Source organism: Parabacteroides goldsteinii DSM 19448 = WAL 12034 (assembly GCF_000969835.1).
GTDB lineage: Bacteria > Bacteroidota > Bacteroidia > Bacteroidales > Tannerellaceae > Parabacteroides > Parabacteroides goldsteinii.
Genome location: NZ_KQ033913.1, coordinates 1,917,957 through 1,937,594, shown reverse-complemented (window position 1 = coordinate 1,937,594; position 19,638 = coordinate 1,917,957). Strand labels below are relative to the sequence as shown.

General features: G+C 48.2%; 13 protein-coding genes. 11 read left to right on the top strand and 2 right to left on the bottom strand.

What is annotated here, in order from left to right; translation table 11 throughout:
- Nucleotides 1–20 precede the first annotated feature (20 nt).
- The gene (locus HMPREF1535_RS25885; protein WP_154670880.1) at nucleotides 21–170 is read right to left on the bottom strand and encodes a hypothetical protein; all 150 of its coding nucleotides are present in this window, start codon (nucleotides 168–170) and stop codon (nucleotides 21–23) included.
- A gap of 216 nt (nucleotides 171–386) precedes the next feature.
- On the opposite strand from HMPREF1535_RS25885, the gene HMPREF1535_RS20915 reads away from it, so the two are divergent.
- The 6 genes from HMPREF1535_RS20915 to HMPREF1535_RS20890 all read left to right on the top strand — a co-directional run bounded on the left by HMPREF1535_RS20915 (nucleotide 387) and on the right by HMPREF1535_RS20890 (nucleotide 4,579).
- A complete protein-coding gene (locus HMPREF1535_RS20915) occupies nucleotides 387–881 on the top strand; it encodes a hypothetical protein (protein WP_046147366.1) in 495 nt (164 codons plus the stop codon).
- Nucleotides 882–1,173: 292 nt separating this feature from the next.
- Nucleotides 1,174–1,542, top strand: a complete 369-nt coding sequence (locus tag HMPREF1535_RS20910; protein WP_242507815.1) for an HU family DNA-binding protein — start codon at nucleotides 1,174–1,176, stop codon at nucleotides 1,540–1,542.
- Between the two features lie 37 nt (nucleotides 1,543–1,579).
- Nucleotides 1,580–2,251, top strand: a complete 672-nt coding sequence (locus tag HMPREF1535_RS25210; RefSeq protein ID WP_244275666.1) for a D-Ala-D-Ala carboxypeptidase family metallohydrolase — start codon at nucleotides 1,580–1,582, stop codon at nucleotides 2,249–2,251.
- Between the two features lie 308 nt (nucleotides 2,252–2,559).
- Complete coding sequence (locus HMPREF1535_RS20900; RefSeq protein WP_244275664.1) at nucleotides 2,560–3,699, top strand: AAA family ATPase; 1,140 nt, start codon at nucleotides 2,560–2,562, stop codon at nucleotides 3,697–3,699.
- Between the two features lie 13 nt (nucleotides 3,700–3,712).
- On the top strand, nucleotides 3,713–3,952 hold the full coding sequence (locus HMPREF1535_RS20895; RefSeq protein ID WP_007658106.1) for a hypothetical protein: 240 nt from the start codon (nucleotides 3,713–3,715) through the stop codon (nucleotides 3,950–3,952).
- Nucleotides 3,953–3,964: 12 nt separating this feature from the next.
- Nucleotides 3,965–4,579, top strand: coding sequence for a hypothetical protein (locus HMPREF1535_RS20890; protein WP_046147364.1), 615 nt, complete (start codon nucleotides 3,965–3,967; stop codon nucleotides 4,577–4,579).
- On the opposite strand, the gene pbpC is transcribed toward HMPREF1535_RS20890, so the two are convergent.
- Nucleotides 4,580–6,880 carry a penicillin-binding protein 1C gene (gene pbpC, locus HMPREF1535_RS20885; protein ID WP_167769564.1) on the bottom strand — a complete coding sequence of 767 codons (2,301 nt, stop codon included), beginning with the start codon at nucleotides 6,878–6,880 and terminating at the stop codon, nucleotides 4,580–4,582.
- Nucleotides 6,881–7,190: 310 nt separating this feature from the next.
- On the opposite strand from pbpC, the gene HMPREF1535_RS20880 reads away from it, so the two are divergent.
- The 5 genes from HMPREF1535_RS20880 (at nucleotide 7,191) to HMPREF1535_RS20860 (ending at nucleotide 19,627) form a co-directional block, all read left to right on the top strand.
- Entirely contained in the window at nucleotides 7,191–12,725 is a 5,535-nt protein-coding gene (locus tag HMPREF1535_RS20880; RefSeq protein ID WP_046147362.1) for an alpha-2-macroglobulin family protein, read from the top strand.
- Nucleotides 12,726–13,048: 323 nt separating this feature from the next.
- Nucleotides 13,049–14,347, top strand: a complete 1,299-nt coding sequence (locus HMPREF1535_RS20875; protein ID WP_007658098.1) for a GH36-type glycosyl hydrolase domain-containing protein — start codon at nucleotides 13,049–13,051, stop codon at nucleotides 14,345–14,347.
- A 15-nt stretch (nucleotides 14,348–14,362) separates the two neighbouring features.
- Nucleotides 14,363–16,114: a class I mannose-6-phosphate isomerase gene (locus tag HMPREF1535_RS20870; RefSeq protein ID WP_046147361.1), complete on the top strand. Its 1,752-nt coding sequence runs from the start codon at nucleotides 14,363–14,365 to the stop codon at nucleotides 16,112–16,114.
- A 30-nt stretch (nucleotides 16,115–16,144) separates the two neighbouring features.
- Nucleotides 16,145–17,233, top strand: coding sequence for an ROK family protein (locus tag HMPREF1535_RS20865; RefSeq protein WP_046147360.1), 1,089 nt, complete (start codon nucleotides 16,145–16,147; stop codon nucleotides 17,231–17,233).
- Between the two features lie 21 nt (nucleotides 17,234–17,254).
- Nucleotides 17,255–19,627, top strand: coding sequence for a GH92 family glycosyl hydrolase (locus HMPREF1535_RS20860; RefSeq protein WP_046147359.1), 2,373 nt, complete (start codon nucleotides 17,255–17,257; stop codon nucleotides 19,625–19,627).
- The last annotated feature ends 11 nt before the right edge of the window (nucleotides 19,628–19,638 follow it).

Sequence of the window (19,638 nt, the reverse complement as noted above, 5' to 3'; positions counted from 1 at the left end):
ACCTTTCTGCAATCAGATTCTTATACTTCCCAAATCTTATACCCCTTATTCGCAACGACATAAATAACAAATTGGCGAATATGGAAATCCGGCAATAATTCTTTGGCATCGGCAGCATAGCGGCACACCTGTTCGACATCTTCCGGATACAGCACTTTCACGTATAGCATAGGGTATCTTATAACTTCTCATAGCGAAACATGTTAATCATTCCTCCCAGATAGAGAGTTTTAAGAAATGGGACTAAAGTCCAAAGAACTAAATACTTTATTAGTCAGTCAGCTAAAGCAGACGGCAAATGAACTTGTAATAGCCAAGTGACATTGATGACAAGATAGCTCAAATATGACAAGGTATGAGCCAGCTTTTTGCGAATATATATAATAATGCGGAATAATCTGAAAGATCTCTTCGGAAGCGAGAAGCCTTCCGTAAATAAGTTCATCTATAAATTCAATCAATTGCCTTCAGAAAAGCAGGTCAGAGTTTTAAAGGCGGTACGCGAAGCCGCCTTTTGTGACTGGAATGAATTGCCACCGTATTACCGTGATTTTCTTCTCTCCCTGTTCAGCCGCTACCGGACAGAAACCCTGGATTCCTTACATCAGGATACGATTCTGGGTGAAATGACTTTTCAACTGAAGAATCCTCATTTGATCTTGCGTGTAATAGCCTTGCTGGAAGGGCGGAAGAATGGGGGATCTCCGTGTTATCTGGATGTTGCCTTCTGTTTTCTGCTGGTCTTCCCTTTCCCTTGTTCGGTGGAATACATCGGAGATTGCCTGCGCACCAAATTTGTGACCGTCGACGATATCGACTTGTTAATAACTGTTGGTGATTTGCAGGATGGAGCGGGACATATACCGTTTAAATCTAAATAAGTATAAATAACGGCCATAATTGTCTGCCGGAATATGCGGGAGAAAATAAGTTTTAGTCAATATACAGGTTTTTGCCCGGGGGAACTCCTCTTTTCGGGTGAGTGATTTTCGTATTCCGGCAGAATACCCGTTTGGTTGCTGTCCTATCTTTGTTATGTGCTCCGATAGTGGACATACAATTCATACATTATTCATTTAATACATTAATTATTATGGCAATGAAGTTTAAGCTGGTTACGAGAAAGAACATGGGCCGGATCAAGAAGAAGTTCCGGAGAAAATTTATGCACAGATGGTGTGTGGCGATTATGTTCCTTTTGATGAATTTGTGGAAGAGGTTGCCGACAGTTCGGGTGTGGGGAGCGCCGGGGTAAAGGCGGTGATCGACCGTACGGTCGTTGTGCTGGTTCGCCATATGCAACACGGACGAAGAGTACAGGTGGGAGACCTGGGACATTTCCGCTATAACTTCGGATCAGAAGGAGTGCCGGATGAAAAGAGTTTTGCAACGAACATGATCCGCGAGCCGAAGGTTCGTTTCTTTCCGGGGAAGGCGTTGCGCGTGGCTAAAAGTCGGACGAGTTTCGAGAAGATTGCGCTTGGCGATAAGGCGGAAGAGAATGGTGGCGGAAGTGGCGGTGACAGACCGGAGATTGAGTAATTGAGTATTGAAGATCGGCGGTTCAATATGTAAGGTTATGAAACGGTTGACGGTTCAGTTGATTATTGCAATCCTGCTCACAATGAGCGGGATTGTCCTTCTCTTCAGCGGATTCTGGATCGATCCCGCATTGGAAGAGTTTACCTACAGCTGTATCGCGGTAGAAAATGCACTCGACAACACGCCTCCTGCCGCAGCAAAGACGGCTTTGAATCATCTGGTTACTTATTTGCTGGAACCTTTACGGAAGTTTTACAAATCCCCTGTTGCGATCCTTAGCGGATACCGTAGCGATGCCGTGAACCGTCTTGCCGGCGGTGTTGTTGCCAGCCAGCATCGGAAAGGGGAGGCTGCTGATTGTTATGTGGCAGAGGGACCGGAGCAACTACTGGCAGCTCTGCAAAACTCCGGCCTCCCTTTCGACCAGGCTATCTTATACAAACGCCGCCGTTTCCTGCATCTTTCCTTAAAGCAGTTCGGAAGGAACCGGATGCAGGTACTTGTTTATATGATTTGTGTTATTTGTTTGTTTCCGGGCTGCGGATTAAGAAGGAACATACGCCAATCGGAACAGTACGGTTACAGCGATTCCGTCGTTTTCATCCGTAGTGACAGCCTGTTACTTCAACAACATTCAGCCCTTCACGACTCTTTATCTTGGGAATTAAAGCAAATCATCTATCTTCCGCCAGACACGTCCGGCAGGTAACCCCTGCAAAGCATCACCTTCGCCCGTCTTCTCCATACCACCCACCAAACCGACAGCCTTATTACCGAAACCGGTTCACAACAATCCAGGTCCGCATATACGGAAGAAAGATCACTTACACAGAAAGAACATCGCGCAACGGGCTATCGGGTTTTGATATTGATGGTAGTCGGGGGAGGCTTATATTAGTACTTGGAGATATCTGGCAAGAAAATATCAGTCGTAAAGCAATATTTAAGTTGAAACTTATTAGAAAAGAAATATATCCTTATCTTTGTACAAAATGATATATCTGAACAATGATTACAATGATATCAATAGAGAACTATAAGTCAATAACCAAACTGGATTTTTCTCCGGGACGTTTTAATATACTTATAGGGGAGAATGGAGGAGGAAAATCTAATCTTCTTGAGGCCATATCATTTGGGGTAGCTGCTTCTTTGGATAAATTAGATAATGAATTTCTTGGATTGAGAGGTATCAGAGTTACCGAACCTCAGTTTGTGATGTCATCATTTGAGAATAATCCTCCAAAAGAAATTGTTATTTCTTTTCTAACTGATAGGAAAACTTCAAGTATAATTTGTCGGATCGATCCTAAAACAAAAAAGGCAGAATTGTTTGCTGGCTTTCCTATCAGCGGGAATGCGGAAGCGGAACCATTGAGTTATGAAACTATCTCACATATTAAAAACATATTATCTAAAGAAGGGATTTATGTGAACAAGCTGGATATTAGATCCACTTTAGCTGCAGAAGCACATCCTTTTTATGGAAAAGTAGATCCGGAACTTGGGCGTTTTGTTTTTTATTGTCCGGAGGAATCTGCCTTACGTACATTTCGTGATGAATATCAATTATTACCTTTGGGTAGAAAAGGCGAAGGTGTCTTTAAATATTTGAAAGAATTGTCCCAATCTGAAGAAGGAAAGCTTGTTTTAAATGAAATCAATGAGAACCTGTCTCTCCTTGATTGGTTTCATCATATAGAAGTTCCTGCTACAGGGTTATCAAATGATTATACGGTATATATTAAAGATCGCTATTTGACAGATACTATGTCGTATTTTGATCAGAGAAGTACCAATGAAGGTTTCCTGTATCTGTTGTTCTATTTCACATTGTTTATTTCAAAAGATACTCCTGCTTTCTTTGCAATTGATAATATAGAATCGTCTTTTAATCCGAAATTGTGTACTAAAATTATAGAGGTTTTGCAAAAGTTAGCGGTAAAACATAATAAGCAGGTGATCTTGACTACTCATAATCCATTTATATTAGATGGCTTGGATTTATCGGATGAAGATCAGAGATTGTTTGTTGTCAGACGAAATGATGAAGGGCATACGAAAATCAGGCATATTGAATATAAACCGGAACGAAAGAAAAAACTGTCAGAGCTTTGGATGAGTGGAGCTATCGGAGGATTGCCGGATAACTTTTAATATAGATACGGAAATGACCATCGCATTAGTAACAGAAGGTATCTCCGAATACCGCATAACAAAGCATATTCTTACAAAATACTTTAAAGGGTATAACGAAGATATTGACATCAATCAGATGCCACCGAAATTGACTGAAGATGAAAAGAAACAGGCTGATGGTGGTACCAAAGGTGGTTGGGTTGAGGTTTTGAAGTATTGTGAGAACCAGGAAAAACTGGAATCAATCGTTCAAAGTTTGAGTAACATTTAATACAGATTTATTATGTGTAGGATATTTACTTTTCTATTGTTTTGTCTGGTCTCGTTTTCTATGTCTGCCCAATCCTCGAAGGTGGAAGTCTCTTATGAACTTTGTAAGGATGATATGACACGGGAATTGATGGATTTTCAGGATATTCGTTATTATCAGGTATTTATTAAAGGTGATTTTTCAGGAAAGATGTGTAATTTGGTGATGGTACATTGTCGGGATGGTCAGTTGTCCTATGATGAACCGATTCGTTTTCAGGAAAAGGATTCGACGATCCGGCTGACCTATTTTGCCCAGTCTATTGATAATGATACAGCCAAAATCTCTCTGAAAAGTAAAGCTGTACATTCAACTCGTAAATATGATGTGAAGAACTGTAAAAGTCATATACTTATGGAAACCTATACGGAAGTTCCTCTGATTACGGCGGATACTATACCGGTAATTGCTTATACAACAGGCTTGGTTCAAAATTTTATGTTTGAAGGGAAACCTGTAACCGGTATTGATTATTGTGGATTACGTTTTGCGAAAGTTAATCCTAAAGAGTGGTCGGAAAAGTACGGGGTAAAGGACTTTGTTTATTATATCATTTATTTTGAACCTTTCGACATAGGGAAAGAATAACTATTTCACCTCGAAAAGTATCTTACGCTGATTACCCCAGTTGTCGATCAGAGTGAGCATGTGTTTACCGGACTCCACTGTGCAGGCGATCTGGTGGTTGTCTGTTGTTTCTCCAAGGTACGTGTCGTCGAGATGCCAGTAGATGGTGGCGTCGGGACGGGCATGGGCGGCTTTGAAGATAAACTTCTCCTGTTTGCCGGAGAATCCTTTCGGTAAGTATAAGATGGCGTTGTGTTCCGGGTAGATCAGTTCGATCTGCCGGCTTTGTGCCTGTTCGCATCCCGGTTTGATGGGAGGGAGGGGGACGTAGTCGATATGGTAGTTACGGTAATAATATTCCTGTGAAGGCGGGAGCACGAACCAGGGACGGGTGATCATCCGGTCGACAGACTCGCAGGAACTGTTTACACGAAAACGTCCGTCTGCCGATAGATGGACGAGTTTGTGGTAAGGACATACCGGGGTGTTGATGCCGGAACGGGGGATATACAATGTGTCCGTCTGATCACAGATCCGGGAGGCTTTGTGTCCGCTGTTGCGACAGATCACCGCCTGTTCCAGTTCGTCGTAAGGCATATCGAACCAACTGCTGCCGGGTAACAGTGAGAAGAGGTCGAAGAGGACAGGGGCTGCATTTCCTACTCCTGTCAGGCCCGGGCGACCTTCGCCAGACGCATTTCCCACCCATACGCCGACGACATAGCGGGGAGTAGTCCCGATAGCCCAGGCATCGCGTCCTCCGTAACTGGTCCCGGTCTTCCAGGCGATCTGCTTCATCGATTCGAATTGTTGCCAGTCGGCTTCTTCTTCCGGGCGGTTGAGGGTGGACATGGCTTCGTAAGTAAACCAGATGGAGGCGGCTGATAATAATGGCTTATCGGTAAGTCGCTTGTCTGTGATTGATTGTATGGGTTCTTTTTCTTTGTTGGGGAATGGTGTCAACGGATGAATATCCTGCGGATTATATCGTCCGTTGTAAGGACGGTAATGGGTGAGAACCCGGGACAGGGAGGCATACATTCCGGATATATCCCATAAAGTACCTTCTGCGCCTCCCAGAATCAGGGACGCTCCGTAATGTTCTTCCGAGAAACGGAGGGAGGTCATACCTAATGTCTTCAGTAAGGTCATGAAACGGCCGGTATTATATTGCGACAACATGCGGACCAGAGGTACGTTCAGCGAACGTTCGATTGCCCGGTGGGCAGGGACGGCACCGTTAAATGTCTTGTTATAGTTCTGCGGCATAAAACCGTTGATGTTCAGAGGTACATCCGATACGAGGGTGGAAGGGAGTATCTGTCCGTCGTGCAGCATGCCGGCATAAAGGAAAGGTTTCAGGATGCTCCCCGTGCTACGGGGGGAAGTGATGATATCGACCTGGTTTCCCCGTTTTTCGTCGGCCTGGAAGGTGGCATTTCCAGCATAGGCCAGGATTTCTCCGGTTTCCACGTCGGCGATAAGGGCAGCCAGGTTATGGATATGGTTGGAACTGCTGTATTCCCGGGCATAACGGTTGACGAGTTCCTGGGTTTGTTTCTGCAAGGAATACTGTACCGATGAGGTGATACGTATTCCCGGTGTGCCGGCGGCCAGCCGTTCCAGCAGATGAGGAGCTTCGTTGGGCAAGGGCACCGGGGCTTCCGGCAGGGGTTCCATGCAGGATAGTTCGTATTCGGTATTGTCGATGATATTTCTTTCTTTCAGCGTGTGCAGGAGTTTGTCGCGTTTTGTTTTCAGTTGTTTTCGGTTCCTGCCCGGATGGATAAGGGCGGGAGAGTTGGGTAGTACGGCCAGTGTGGCACTTTCCGCCCATGAGAGATCGGAAGCGCTGCGTCCAAAGTAACGCCAGGCCGCTGTCTCGATGCCGACAACGTTCCCTCCGAAGGGGGCATGGGAAGCATACAGGTTGAGTATTTCCTTTTTACTATGGGTCGTTTCCAGGAAGAGCGCCCAGCACATCTCGATACTTTTTTCGTACACGGTACGATCCCGGTTTCCCCGGGCGAGGCGTGCTAGCTGCATGGTCAGTGTACTTCCTCCGCTGACGACGCGGTGGTACCGGACATTCAGATAGGCGGCACGCAGAATGGCCGCCGCGTCTATCCCCGGATGATAAAAGAAATAACGGTCTTCATAAGTAGTCAGGCAGGTAATGAATTTATCCGGCAGAGAATCGGTCGCCGGAAACCGCCATTGCCCGTCCGGTGCAATCCTCGCCCCCAGCAGGTTACCCTCCGAAGAGTAAAGTAATGTCGAGTAAGATACGGGGAACAGGGTACGGGGAACCAGCAGGTACATCCCTCCCCAAAGAAACAGGATAAACAGCAAAATAGATATTATCCAGGTTTTATTTATCGTCATAATGCCCTAAAGCTGATACTATATAAACTGTCACGATATTTTCATCTACTATGATCTCTGCTCTATGTAATGTTTTAGTTGCCATACTTTCCATTGTTATAGTTATTACAAAGATAAGGATAAAAATGAAAGATCAGGTGGAATACGTTCTATCGTAGAATATAATTCTTTATATTTGTGAAATAAGTAGATGTGCTGATGTTTGTTTTTGATCTTGAATAAGTAGTAACCGTTAATTGGAAGAAATATGGCAAGGTATCTTTATTTGATGTGTTTATGCTATTTGTTGTGCCTGTTGGGCAGTTGTACTTCAAAGAGTAGTGAAGGCGAGACGGGAGAGTTGCCTTTTAACCCGCATGTGGAAGCGTTTACCTCGGGTAAAATATCCAGGTATACACCGGTGTATCTGATATTCAATCAGGATATACCACAGGATAAATTACAGAGCGACCGGTTGTCGAAGCTGGTCCGCATCAAACCGGATATAGCCGGAGAGTTCTCTTTTGAGAATAACCGGACTATCGTTTTCAAACCTGCAAAAGAGTTTGACCGGAATACCTCCTACAAGCTGACGGCCGACCTTTCCGAATGGTTTGACGTGACAGGCAAGGACAAGCAGTTTACCTTCGGCTTTTCTACTTTCCCTATGGCGTTGCGTGCCAATCTGGAATCGATGGAGATCAACAAGAAGAACGAGAACGGTTATGATGTACTGTGCACTTTGCTGACCCCCGATAAGGAGACACCGGAAACAGTTGAATCGTTGGTCCGCTTCTCAGAAAAGGTGGATGCTGTATGGCAACACAGCCCCGACGGTAAAAAACATCAGGTTACCTTGCAGAATGTACAGGCCGGAACCGACGGAAGCCGTACGCTTACCCTTTCCGTTGCCCCGAATAAACTGGGCGTTGCCGAAGATAAGCAGCTATCCGTAAGTATCCCGGATATGAACGATTTTGAGGTTTATGACGTGACTTATGTGACGGAACCGGAACGGTATGTGGAAGTGACGTTCTCTAAAGAGCTGGATTCTTCGCAGGATATGCAGGGATTGGCCTTTATCGCCGGGAATACCTCCGAGACGGTGAATGTGGAGGGGAACCGTCTGCGTTTATATCCCGATGCTCAACGTACGGGAGTTATGAATGTACATCTGAACCATCAGATACGCAGTAAGAACGGCCTTACTCTGAAAGAAGATATTACCCGCCAGGTCGAGATCAGCAGCCTTCTGCCGGATGTCAGGTTTGTCGGGCAGGGAGTTATTATACCGCAATCCACTCAATTGCTTGTGCCTTTCCAGGCCGTTTATCTTCGTGGCGTTGTGGTACGTGTGATAAAGATATTGGAGCAGAATATCGGCCAGTTCCTCCAAGTGAATAATCTGGACGGGACTTCGGACCTGATGCGTGTGGGCCGCCTGGTTGCACGTAAGACGATCTTCCTGGATGAAGACGGCAGCGATCTTACCCAATGGAACACCTATGCTATCGATATGAAGCAAATGATGGAACCTGAACCCGGTGCCATTTATCGTGTCGAACTTTCTTTCAATAAAGATCTGTCGGCCTATCCTTGCGACGATTCCGTGAAAGTCTCCCGCGAGCAATTGCTTGCTGAAGATGAAATCAAATTCAAAGAGGAAAGTTCGCGTTTCGATAATGGCGGATACTATTATTATAATGGTGATTTCGACTGGAGTGATTATAATTACAGCGAACGGAATGACCCCTGTTCGAATAGTTACTATTATAATAAGGTAGAAGGCAAGAATGTGCTGGCAACCAACCTCGGCCTGATAGCAATGGCAGGTGAGGATAATGAAATGACAGTCCTGGTGCATAACCTGATGACGACTCATCCGGAGAATGGTGTCAATGTCGCAGCTTACAACTACCAGAACCAGCAGCTGGCATCGGGTATTACGGACAGCCAGGGACAGACCCGTCTGAAGATAACTTCGGGCAAGCCTTTCTATCTGATCGCTTCTTTGGGAAATGAACGCTCGTATCTGCGTGTGGATGGCGGATCGGCATTGTCGTTAAGCTCTTTCGATGTCTCCGGCGAGGTCGTACAGAAAGGCATTAAAGGATTTATCTATGGTGACCGGGGCGTCTGGCGTCCGGGCGATACCTTGTTCCTGAGTTTTATGCTGAACGACCGTGCCAAAAAACTTCCCGCCAACCATCCGGTGGTAATGGAACTGTATAACCCGTTGGGACAATTATATCTGCGTAAGACACAGACCCGGGGAGAACTGGGTGTGTATTCGTTTGCCATGCCGACGGAACCGGATGCACCGACAGGCGCCTGGAATGTAACTGTAAACGTGGGAGGCGTCAGCTTCACCAAACGCCTGCGTGTGGAATCCATCAAGCCGAACCGTCTGAAGATCGACCTGTCCATGCCCGAAAAGACATTATTGCGCGGCGAACCGCTGAACGCACGTCTGCATACGGAATGGTTGCAGGGAGCAACGGCAAGGAACCTTAAATACGATATTCAGGGAACCTTTATCTCTACACCGACCACTTTCGGCAGCTTTAAGGATTTCTATTTCGATGATCCTTCGAAAGTGTTTAACAGCGAAGAGAGCAAACTGATTTCCGGAACGACCGACGAGAAGGGAGACGCCCTTGTGCAGGCGAAGTTTGAGATCGGTTCGACGGCCCCGGGTATGCTGATGGCAAACTTCGTTACCCGTGTGTACGAAGAATCGGGCGATTTCAGTATCGATGCCAACCGGATGTTGTATTCGCCTTATAAGCGCTATGTCGGTATCAAGTCGCCGCAGCAGACACGCGAACAACTCAATACAGGAAGTAATTACACCTACGAAGTCGCTTCGGCCGATTACCTGGGTAACCCGCAGGCCAATACGGAACTGGAGGTGCAGGTCTATAAAGTGTATTGGTACTGGTGGTGGAGTTCCGACAACAGTAGCCTGGCAAACTATGTCTCCGACTCCTATAACAAACCCGTCAAAAATATGACAGTCCGTACCGGGGAGAACGGGCGCGGGACCTTTAGCTTATCGTTCGGCAATGAAGAGTGGGGCACTTACTTTATTTCCGTGAAGGATAAGGAAAGCAAGCATTCGACCGGTGTCATGAGTTATTTTGACTGGCCTTATAACGAGGGACGGAGGAATGCCGACGGCAGTGAATCGGCCAGCATGCTGACCTTCAAGACGGATAAGGATAATTACCAGCCGGGCGAGAAACTGGTTATCACCATCCCTTCAGCCAAAGGAAGCCGTGCCGTTGTCAGCATAGAAAACGGCACGAAGGTATTGTCCGTCACCGAACATACCTGTGACGACCAACAGACCGTAATCAAACAGGACGTGACCAAAGAGATGCAGCCGAATGCCTACGTCTATGTGACGTTGTTGCAGCCTCACGGAATCACGAAAAACGATTTGCCGATCCGTATGTACGGCGTTGTCCCGTTCACGGTGACCTCTCCGGAAAGTCATTTATATCCCCAGATCAGCATACCGGACGAGATCAAGCCGGAAGCCAACTATGAGGTAACCGTTTCCGAAAAGGACGGCCGCGAAATGGCCTATACCTTAGCCATTGTGGACGAAGGCCTGCTCGACCTGACTCGTTTCCGCACCCCTGAACCCTGGAAGGCGTTCAATGCCCGCGAAGCCCTGGGTGTAAGTACCTGGGATATGTATAATTTCGTAGTCGGCGCTTACGGCGGACGTATCGAACAATTGTTCAGCATCGGTGGCGACGATGCCCTTAACAAGGGGCCGAAAGCCATTGTGAACCGTTTCAAGCCGGTTGTCATGTTCGACGGCCCGTTCCTGCTGAAGAAAGGGGAGAAGCAGCGTCATTCCTACCGGATGCCGAACTATAACGGTCGGGTGAAGGTCATGGTCGTAGCCGGCAACGGTGAAGCCTACGGAAATGCCGACAAGAGCGTTTTCGTGCGCAAGCCTGTGATGTTGCTCGGAACGTTGCCCCGTGTGATCGGTGTCGGTGAAGAGATGGTTGTCCCCGCCACCGTATTTGCTACCGAGAACGGTGTCGGAAATGTCAATGTCTCGATCAGTTGTTCCGATAATATGGAAGTTGTGGGACCGGCCACCCAACAATTGAACTTTACGGAGAAGAGCGACAAGCTAGCCTCGTTCCGTATCAAAGTGAAAGACCAGCCGGGAGCCGGACGCGTAACGATCACTGCATCGGGCAAAGGCGATAAGTCGGTTTACACGACGGATATCGAGATACGTTCAGTCTCCCGTCCGCAGGTGAAGGTATTGCCTGTCACCCTGGAAGCCGGCAAGTCCTGGAAAGAAACGGTTCAGATGCCGGGAATGAAAGGTACCAATTCGTTGACACTCGAAGTATCCGACGTGCCGCCTTTGAACCTGTCTTCCCGCCTGTCATACCTGATCGGTTATCCGCACGGATGCGTCGAACAGATCACCTCCAAAGGTTTCCCGCAATTGTACGTCGGTGAATTTGCTGCTTTGTCGAAGGCACAGCAGACAACGACCGGAAACGCTGTTAAGGAAGTCATCCGTCGCTTGCGTTCTTACCAGACGGTAGACGGTGCATTCTCTTACTGGCCCGGCGGAACCAGCAGCAATGCCTGGGGAACGGTCTATGCCACCCACTTCCTGCTTTCTGCCGAGACGAAAGGATATCTGGTGCCCGACGGCATGAAACGGAATGTCCTGAATAACCTCCGCCGTGTGGCACGCGACTGGAAGCCCGTCAACTCCTATTATTCCCGTTCGGAAGAGATGACGCAAGCCTATCGCCTCTATGTCCTCGCCTTGGGACAGACGCCGGAAGTAGGCGCTATGAACCGCCTGAAAGAAAATAAATCGTTGCAACCGATGAGCCGCTGGCTGCTTGCCTCCGCCTATGCCTTGATCGGCCGCAGCGACGTGGCAAAGAACCTGATCGAAAAGACTACGGAGCTGAAAACAGATTATTCGGACTACGACCTTACATTCGGTAGCGACCTGCGCGACCAGGCCATCCGCCTGATGACGCTTACCCTGCTCGGAGACGGTAAGGAAGCCGCCCTGCTCACCCGTGACATCTCGAAAGAACTTTCGTCGGACGATTGGCTGAGTACGCAATCCACGGCCTTTGCCCTGGTATCCCTCTCCGAATACATGGCAAAATACAAGGTGGGCGGATCGATGGATTTCACCTATTCCTGCGCCGGAAAGAATGACAAAGTCAGCTCCGTCAAGAGCGTTTGGACGGAAACCTTACTGGAAAAAGCTGGGGCATCCGCTTCCGTAGAACTAAAGAACACCGGAACATCGACCTTGTTCGCCCGCATCATTACCGAAGGTATTCCCGAACAGGGCAAGGAAGAAGCCTATGCGAACGGCCTGTCGCTGGCCGTCAGCTACACCGACCAGAACGGCCGGGCTGTGAATATAGCTGACATGCAGCAGGGAACGAATTTCATAGCCGTGGTGACGGTCAAGAATCCTACCGCCCGTGGCATAAACAACCTGGTCTTGACGGAAATATTCCCTGCCGGCTGGGAAATCCTGAACACCCGCTTCCTGAACGACGGGGCGACAGACAAGACAGCCACAGGCATAAATTATCAGGATATTCGCGACGACAAGGTGTATAGTTACATCGACTATCTGCCTTCCGGTCGCCAGGTAACGGTAAAGATCAACCTCTGTGCTGTTTATCCGGGACGTTTCTATCTGCCCCCGGTTTATTGCGAAGCCATGTACGATAATCTGGTACGGGCGAATACCGAAGGGAAAGAGGTGGTTGTAGAGTGAAAAAGAGTCTTTTAGGTCTAAGAAATCCCGGTTAACTGTTTAAAGTGGACTTCTTAGGCCTAAAAAGTGGCTTTTCAATGGTGAAAGTTTATCTTTTAGGCCTAAAAGACGTGTTTCAAACGTTTAAAGTAGACTTCTTAGGTCTAAGAAATGACTTTTCACCGTTTAAAGTTCATTCCCTAGGTCTAGGAAGGCAACTTTCACCGTTTAACCGGCATTCCCGAACTTCCAAATCGTAAGATAGTCCAACTACATCGAAACAAATGCTTGTTTTATTCAGAAGTAACCTTTTTATCTTTGCCGTGGATAAATACAACTGATTCATGAAGAAAAAACACTTACTCTTTGCTTTGTTTTGTAGCGGACTTCTATCCTGTACAGCGCCTACAGCAACTCAACAGTTAGCCGGGGATATCCTGGCCGACCAAAGTTTTCATACCGTCGACAGTATGGCCCGTGCCGTAATCCGCAGCGGTTTTAATGCCGGAAGCGGTTACTCCCAGATATGGGCGCGCGATATGAATACCTTTATTGAAGTGGCCTGCGAAGAAAGCAACCCGTCCGATCTGCGCAATGCGATCCTGCTGTTTTTTGCCCTGCAACAGCCAAACGACGAGATGATAGACGGATATGTCCTGAAAACAGACTTCAACTGGGGTGACGATCATCCTTATTATTCTGATGCTGCGCCCGACCATGTCGCTTTCAAGAATACAGTCGAAACAGACCAGGAATCTTCCCTGATCCATATCGTAGGAAAGTATATTCGCAAGACCGGCGACACCTCTATCCTGAACGAAGTGGTAGCCGGCCGTACCGTCTACGACCGTATGGTCGGAATGATCGACTATCTGATGAAGGAACGTTATAACGAACAATATGGCCTTCTCTACGGAGCCATGACGGCAGACTGGGGCGACGTGCAACCCAACGACGATTTCGGTTGCGATATGAATGAATTGTCGGACCCAGCGATCGATGTCTACGACAATGCCATGTTTATCATCGCCCTCGATTTTATGCAGGAAATGACTGCGGATAATGTGGATAAGACCCGCTGGAAAGAACTTCGCCAGCATATAGCAGCGAATACCCGCAAACATCTCTGGGATGAACAGCGTCAGAAGTTTATTCCCCATATCTACCTGGAGAAATCTCCGATACCGGAAGGCTTTAACGAACTGGATGTGCATTATCACGGAGGAACCGCCATCGCGATAGAAGCCGGCCTGTTGTCTCCCGAAGAAATAGCCGTTGTCAATGCGCAGATGTTGGAGAATGTCCGCCTGTCCGGTATGCCGAGTATCGGTCTTACGTTGTATCCTACTTATCCGGAAGGGTTCTTCCGTGGTGGAATGTCCAAACCCTATATTTATCAGAATGGGGGAGACTGGACCTGGTTCGGCGGTCGTATGATCCAGCAGCTTATTGCCAACGGCATGGTGAAGGAAGCCTACGAAGAAGTGCGTCCGATGATCGATCGCGTCATAAAGAACCAGGGATTTTATGAATGGTACGGCAAAGGCGGCGTACCCAGCGGTTCCGGTCATTTCAAAGGTTCGGCCGGGGTACTGGCGAAAGCTATCGAGATGTTCAATCAATGGTCGGAAGAGAATAAATAATAAAATATCATATAAATGAGAAAAAGTAATTACGATAAAAGCCCCTCGACAACCGTCGACGGGGCTCTTTGGAAAGGTTGGGAGTCTGTTTTGGATAAGTTGAAGGACGTATGCAACGTCCCGGAAGAGTTGGCACGAAAGGTCGTTGTCATTGAATGTTATCATGGTGTATACCCGGAGGAACTGGCTGAACACCTGGCAACATTGCATCCTTCTTTGATGATTCATTCGGATCAATGTTTTAAAGGCGTAGAAGATATTGAGAAGATGACGCGTCCTTATCTGACAGACGATCGCCTTTTTGGACGCCGTGCCCCGTTTTACTATGCAGACTTCCTGGATGCGGACAAAGTAAAAGAATGCCGGGAAAAGATAAAAGCTGCGACCGGACTGGTAATCGTTTACGGGCATGCTGCGGCAGAGGTTGTTCCCGAAGCTGATGTACTGGTCTATGTCGATATGGCACGTTGGGAGATACAACAACGTTTCCGCCAGGGAAAGATCGACGGCCTGGGAGTAAAAAAACGGGAGGAAGCGCCTTCGCTCCATTACAAACGCGGATATTTCATTGACTGGAATGTTTGTGACGCCCTGAAAAAACAACTGTTACCGAAAGCAGATTACTGGCTGGATACTCATATCCCCGGTATGCCTAAAATGATAACCGGCGAAACCCTGCGTGCCGGACTGGAAAAGACAGCCCGTAAACCGTTCCGTGTGGTTCCTTTCTTCGACCCGGCCCCCTGGGGAGGACAATGGATGAAGGAAGTTTGCGACCTCGATAAGGAACAAGCAAACTTCGGCTGGTGTTTCGACTGCGTGCCCGAAGAGAACAGCCTGTATCTGAAAGTAGAAGGCGAACTGTTTGAGATGGCCTCTAATAATCTTGTATTTTATCAAACCCGTAACCTGTTGGGAGGCCCGGTCGAATCGCGCTTCGGACAGGATTTCCCGATCCGTTTCGACTTCCTGGATACGATGGGAGGGGGCAACCTCAGTTTGCAGGTACACCCGACTACCCAGTATATCCGTGATACGTTCGGCATCTATTATACACAGGACGAAAGTTATTATCTGTTGGATGCCGGAGAGGATGCAACCGTTTACCTCGGTCTGAAAACGGGCGTGAACCCGGATGAGATGATCGACGCATTGAATGAAGCCCAGGTATCGGGTAAGCCGTTCGATACGGAGAAGTACGTAAACAAATGGCCGGCCAGGAAACATGATCATTATCTGATCCCGAACGGCACTATCCATTGCTCCGGTTCTAATGCGATGGTACTGGAGATCAGTGCTACCCCGAGCCTTTTCACATTCAAGTTATGGGACTGGGGACGCCTGGGGTTGGACGGCAAACCGCGTCCTATCAACATCACCCACGGTTCGCATGTGATACAATGGGAACGGCAGACGGAGTTTGTACGCGACCAGTTGGTCAATCATTTCGAACCGCGTGCCGAAGGCGAAGGCTGGGTAGAAGAACGTACCGGTCTGCATGAAAATGAGTTTATCGAAACCCGCCGCCACTGGTTTACCGGCACAGTGCCGCACAATACAGGTGGGGGAGTCAACGTTTTTAATGTGATAGAAGGAGATGAACTGATCGTGGAAAGTCCGGTAAATGCGTTCGAACCGTTTATCGTTCATTATGCCGAGACATTTATCGTACCGGCCGTAGTCGGTGATTACACGATCCGCCCGTATGGCATTTCAGAAGGAAAAACCTGCGGAACGATCAAGGCTTATGTACGGACGAAAGGATAACAATCGAATATCAATTAAACACACATATATATAATGTATAACGATAACCGCATAGTAATGACCCTTGATGCCGGAGGGACCAACCTGGTCTTTTCGGCTATCCGTGGGGGAAATGAGATAGTGACTCCTATAACGTTGCCCTCTTGTGCCTGTAATCTGGAACAGTGCCTGGGGCAATTGGCAACAGGTTTTTCCCGGATTCGCGAACAACTGACGGAAGCCCCGGTTGCCATCAGTTTTGCTTTTCCCGGACCAGCCGATTATCCGGCCGGTATTATCGGTAATCTGCCGAACTTTCCTTCTTTCCGCGGAGGCGTAGCGTTGGGCCCGTACCTGGAAGAAAAGTTCGGCATCCCTGTCTTCATCAATAATGACGGCGACCTTTTTGCTTATGGCGAAGCTCTTACCGGCGCATTGCCGGAGGTAAATCTTCGTTTGGAAAAGGCGGGAAGCATTAAGCGTTATAAAAATCTGCTCGGCGTAACACTCGGTACCGGTTTTGGTGCCGGAGTCGTGATAAACGGTGACCTGCTGATGGGAGACAATGCGGCCGGAGGCGATATCTGGTGCTTCCGCAACAAGAAACACCAGCAATATATCGTAGAGGAAAGTGTCAGTATCCGAGCCGTGCAGCATGTCTATCGTGAGCTTTCCGGCGACACTTCCGCTTTGACTCCGAAAGATATTTTCGATATCGCCGAAGGTACCCGTCCCGGAAATCAGGATGCCGCCCGCCGTGCCTTTGCCGAATTGGGGGAAATGGCCGGGGATGCCATAGCGCAGGCCATCACTTTGATCGACGGTCTGGTCGTGATTGGCGGAGGACTGACCGGTGCTGCCAAATATTTCATGCCTGCCTTGCTTGAAGAGATGAATAGCGAGACCGGTATGATGGACGGAAGCCGTTTCAGCCGTCTGCAAAGCAAAGCATTCAATTTGGATGACGAAGCGGACTTCAACCGGTTTGCCCGAGGGGAAGCGGTGAAGATACCTGTTCCCGGTTCGGATCGCCAGGTGGATTACGACCCTTGCAAACGCATCGGTGTCATGATAAGTAAGCAGGGGGCCAGCCGTTCGGTCGCTTTGGGTGCTTATGTATATGCCTTGAATCATTTATAAGAATGTAAAAATAAATACGCCATGAATACAAACTGTTTAATAACTCCGGTTCTCACCCTTCTGACAGGCTTGCTGGTTGTTTCCTGCTCGCCGGTGAAAGAAGAGAAGGCGGTTGCGGAGAACCTGTCCCAATATGTGGAACCGCGTATCGGGACGGCACATTGCCGCTGGTTCCATTTCACCCCCGGTGCGATGCCTTTCGGTATGGCGAAACCTGCTCCATCGACAAACGCCCATTTGGGGAATAACTCCGGCTGGGAAGCAACCGGCTATGACTATCGCGATACTTCCATTGAAGGTTTTCCCTGTCTCCACGAGTTTCAGGTGGGTGGTATCGTCCTGATGCCGACGGTGGGTGAGTTGAAGACTGTCCCCGGTGCCGTGAATGATTCGACCGGAAGCGGTTACCGTTCCCGTTTCGATCATTCGGAAGAGATTGCCACTGCCGGTTATTATTCTGTGAATCTGCAAGACTACCATATCCGGGCAGAACTGACAGCCACCCCTCGTGTGGCTTTTCAGCGTTATACGTTCCCTGCTTCTGAAGAAAGCCGTATCCTGTTCGATATAGGTAACCGGCAGGGTGAAAGTGGTGCTGTGAAGGATGCCTCCGTTACGTTAAATGATGACGGGACGGTTGAAGGCTGGGTGATTACCTTGCCGGAATATGTAAAGAAATACCAGCCGGGCGCAACAGTGCCGTTGTATTTTTCTGCCCAGTTGGATAAACAGCCTTCCGGATATGGCACCTTCATCGGTGAAAAGGTACAGCCGGATGCAAAACAGGTTTCCGGAGTCGGTTCGGGATTATATCTTACCTATAAGACTGCGGAAGGAGAAAGCATTACTGCCAAGGTCGGCCTGTCATATACCTCTGTGGAAAATGCCCGTCTGAACCGTGATACGGAAGCCCGCACGCTTACCTTTGACGAGGCGAAAGAGGCGGCTCACCGGCAATGGGAAAACTACCTCGGACGCATCCGGGTAGAGACACCGGTCAAAGAAGATAAGGTGAAATTCTATACCGGTCTTTACCATGCCCTGCTGGGACGCGGCCTTGCCAGCGATGTAAACGGAGCCTATCCCCGCAACGACGGTAGTGTAGGGCAGATACCTTTGGAAAATGGCAAGCCTGCCCATAACCTTTATAATACCGATGCAGCCTGGGGAGCGCAATGGAATCTTTCGCAAGTTTGGATTCTGGCTTATCCTGAATATGCATCCGATTATATCAGCAGTCATTTGCTGGTCTACAAAGATGCCGGATGGTTGGCAGATGGCTTGGCCAATAGCCGTTATGTATCGGGGGTAGGGACCAACCTGCTGACTACGATTCTGGCCGGGGCTTATCAGTGCGGTATCCGTGATTTCGATGTCGACCTGGCTTATGAGGCTTCTATTAAAAATGAACTCGACGGTACGAACCGTCCGCTGGGGGCCGGAAAGGTCGATACGGATAAGTTCCTTGAATACGGATATGTCCCCCATCTGGAAAATGGTAATGGTCCCGACGAGGCCTTTATGTTCTCCGCTTCCCATACATTAGAATATTCTTACAGTGCCTGGGCAGTCGCTCAATGGGCAAAGAAATTGGGTAAGACTGACGACTATGATAAACTGATGTGGCTGTCGAAAGGCTGGGAACGTATCTATGATCCGTCCACTAATTTTGTTCATCCGAAGAAGGCTGATGGAAGTTTCATTGATAACTTCAACCCGATGCAGGTGTGGCGCGGTTTCCAGGAAGGAAATGCCTGGCAGTACACGTTCTATGTGCCGCATGATGCGGAAGGCCTGGTCGGCAAGGTCGGAGCCGATGTTTTCAATCAGCGTCTCGACAGTATCTTTACTGTTTCCCGCGAGCTGATCTTCAGCGGTGGTACGGAGGTCGGAGCCTTTGCCGGTCTGCAAACTTTGTATAATCATGGCAACCAACCTTGCCTCCATATCTCCTGGCTGTTCAACGAGGCGGGACGTCCTTCGCTGACCCAGAAATGGGTACGTGCCATTCTGGACGAGTTCTATGGAACGGACGGTATTCATGGTTACGGTTACGGGCAGGATGAAGACCAGGGACAGTTGGGTGCCTGGTATGCGATCGCTTCCCTGGGACTGTTCGATGTCAAAGGACTGACAGACCCGCAACCTTCTTTTGCTTTGGGCAGCCCTGTATTCGATAAAATAACGATTCAGCTGAATAATACATACTATAAAGGAAAAGAATTTGTTATCGAAACAAAGAACAACAGCAAAGAAAACTATTATGTTCAGCAGTACCGTCTGAACGGTAAAGTCTATCCAACTACCCGCATTCCTTTTGAAACAATTGCAGCGGGAGGACGTCTGGAACTGGATATGGGGAATCAGCCGGTAGATACATATAATGATTATTGAAAAAACAATAC

Bases quoted from the DNA above. Each gene is read 5' to 3' on its own strand.
- pbpC (WP_167769564.1), bottom strand. From the start codon at position 6,880: ATGTACCTGCTGGTTCCCCGTACCCTGTTCCCCGTATCTTACTCGACA.
- HMPREF1535_RS20915 (WP_046147366.1), top strand. From the start codon at position 387: ATGCGGAATAATCTGAAAGATCTCTTCGGAAGCGAGAAGCCTTCCGTA.
- HMPREF1535_RS20875 (WP_007658098.1), top strand. From the start codon at position 13,049: ATGAAGAAAAAACACTTACTCTTTGCTTTGTTTTGTAGCGGACTTCTA.
- HMPREF1535_RS20890 (WP_046147364.1), top strand. From the start codon at position 3,965: ATGTGTAGGATATTTACTTTTCTATTGTTTTGTCTGGTCTCGTTTTCT.
- HMPREF1535_RS25210 (WP_244275666.1), top strand. From the start codon at position 1,580: ATGAAACGGTTGACGGTTCAGTTGATTATTGCAATCCTGCTCACAATG.
- HMPREF1535_RS20895 (WP_007658106.1), top strand. From the start codon at position 3,713: ATGACCATCGCATTAGTAACAGAAGGTATCTCCGAATACCGCATAACA.
- HMPREF1535_RS20870 (WP_046147361.1), top strand. From the start codon at position 14,363: ATGAGAAAAAGTAATTACGATAAAAGCCCCTCGACAACCGTCGACGGG.
- HMPREF1535_RS20880 (WP_046147362.1), top strand. From the start codon at position 7,191: ATGGCAAGGTATCTTTATTTGATGTGTTTATGCTATTTGTTGTGCCTG.
- HMPREF1535_RS25885 (WP_154670880.1), bottom strand. From the start codon at position 170: ATGCTATACGTGAAAGTGCTGTATCCGGAAGATGTCGAACAGGTGTGC.
- HMPREF1535_RS20860 (WP_046147359.1), top strand. From the start codon at position 17,255: ATGAATACAAACTGTTTAATAACTCCGGTTCTCACCCTTCTGACAGGC.
- HMPREF1535_RS20910 (WP_242507815.1), top strand. From the start codon at position 1,174: ATGGTGTGTGGCGATTATGTTCCTTTTGATGAATTTGTGGAAGAGGTT.
- HMPREF1535_RS20900 (WP_244275664.1), top strand. From the start codon at position 2,560: ATGATATCAATAGAGAACTATAAGTCAATAACCAAACTGGATTTTTCT.